The following is a 735-nucleotide window of genomic DNA, read 5'->3' as shown; positions in this document are numbered from 1 at the left end:
GGTTGGTAAGTCGGGATGACCCCCTAGCCTTAACAGTGCTCTACCCCCGTAAGTATTCGTCCGAGGCTCTACCTAAATAGATTTCGGGGAGAACCAGCTATCTCCCGGTTTGATTAGCCTTTCACTCCTAGCCACAGGTCATCCCCTAACTTTTCAACGTTAGTGGGTTCGGTCCTCCAGTTGATGTTACTCAACCTTCAACCTGCCCATGGCTAGATCACCGGGTTTCGGGTCTATACCTTGCAACTAYRCGCCCAGTTAAGACTCGGTTTCCCTACGGCTACCCTAATCGGTTAACCTCGCTACAAAATATAAGTCGCTGACCCATTATACAAAAGGTACGCAGTCACCCTCGAAGGGCTCCTACTGCTTGTACGTACACGGTTTCAGGTTCTATTTCACTCCCCTCACAGGGGTTCTTTTCGCCTTTCCCTCACGGTACTGGTTCACTATCGGTCAGTTGGGAGTATTTAGCCTTAGATGATGGTCCACCTATATTCAGTCAAAGTTTCACGTGCTCCGACCTACTCGATTTCACTTAAGATGCATTTTCGTGTACGGGACTATCACCCTGTATCGTCAAACTTTCCAGAATGTTCCACTAACACATAATAAGCTTAAGGGCTGGTCCGGTTTCGCTCGCCGCTACTTCCGGAATCTCGGTTGATTTCTGTTCCTACGGGTACTTAGATGTTTCAGTTCTCCGCGTTCGCCTCTTACACCTATGTATTCAGT

The 735-nt window shown here is 48.4% G+C and carries 1 rRNA gene; it reads right to left on the bottom strand.

Annotated features, from left to right (window positions below):
- Nucleotides 1-735, bottom strand: a 23S ribosomal RNA gene (locus tag L1D51_RS21620); the annotation flags it as partial.

The organism is Pseudoalteromonas shioyasakiensis (genome assembly GCF_022398475.1).
Lineage (GTDB): Bacteria > Pseudomonadota > Gammaproteobacteria > Enterobacterales > Alteromonadaceae > Pseudoalteromonas.
This window is presented reverse-complemented; position numbering and strand designations above follow the sequence as displayed.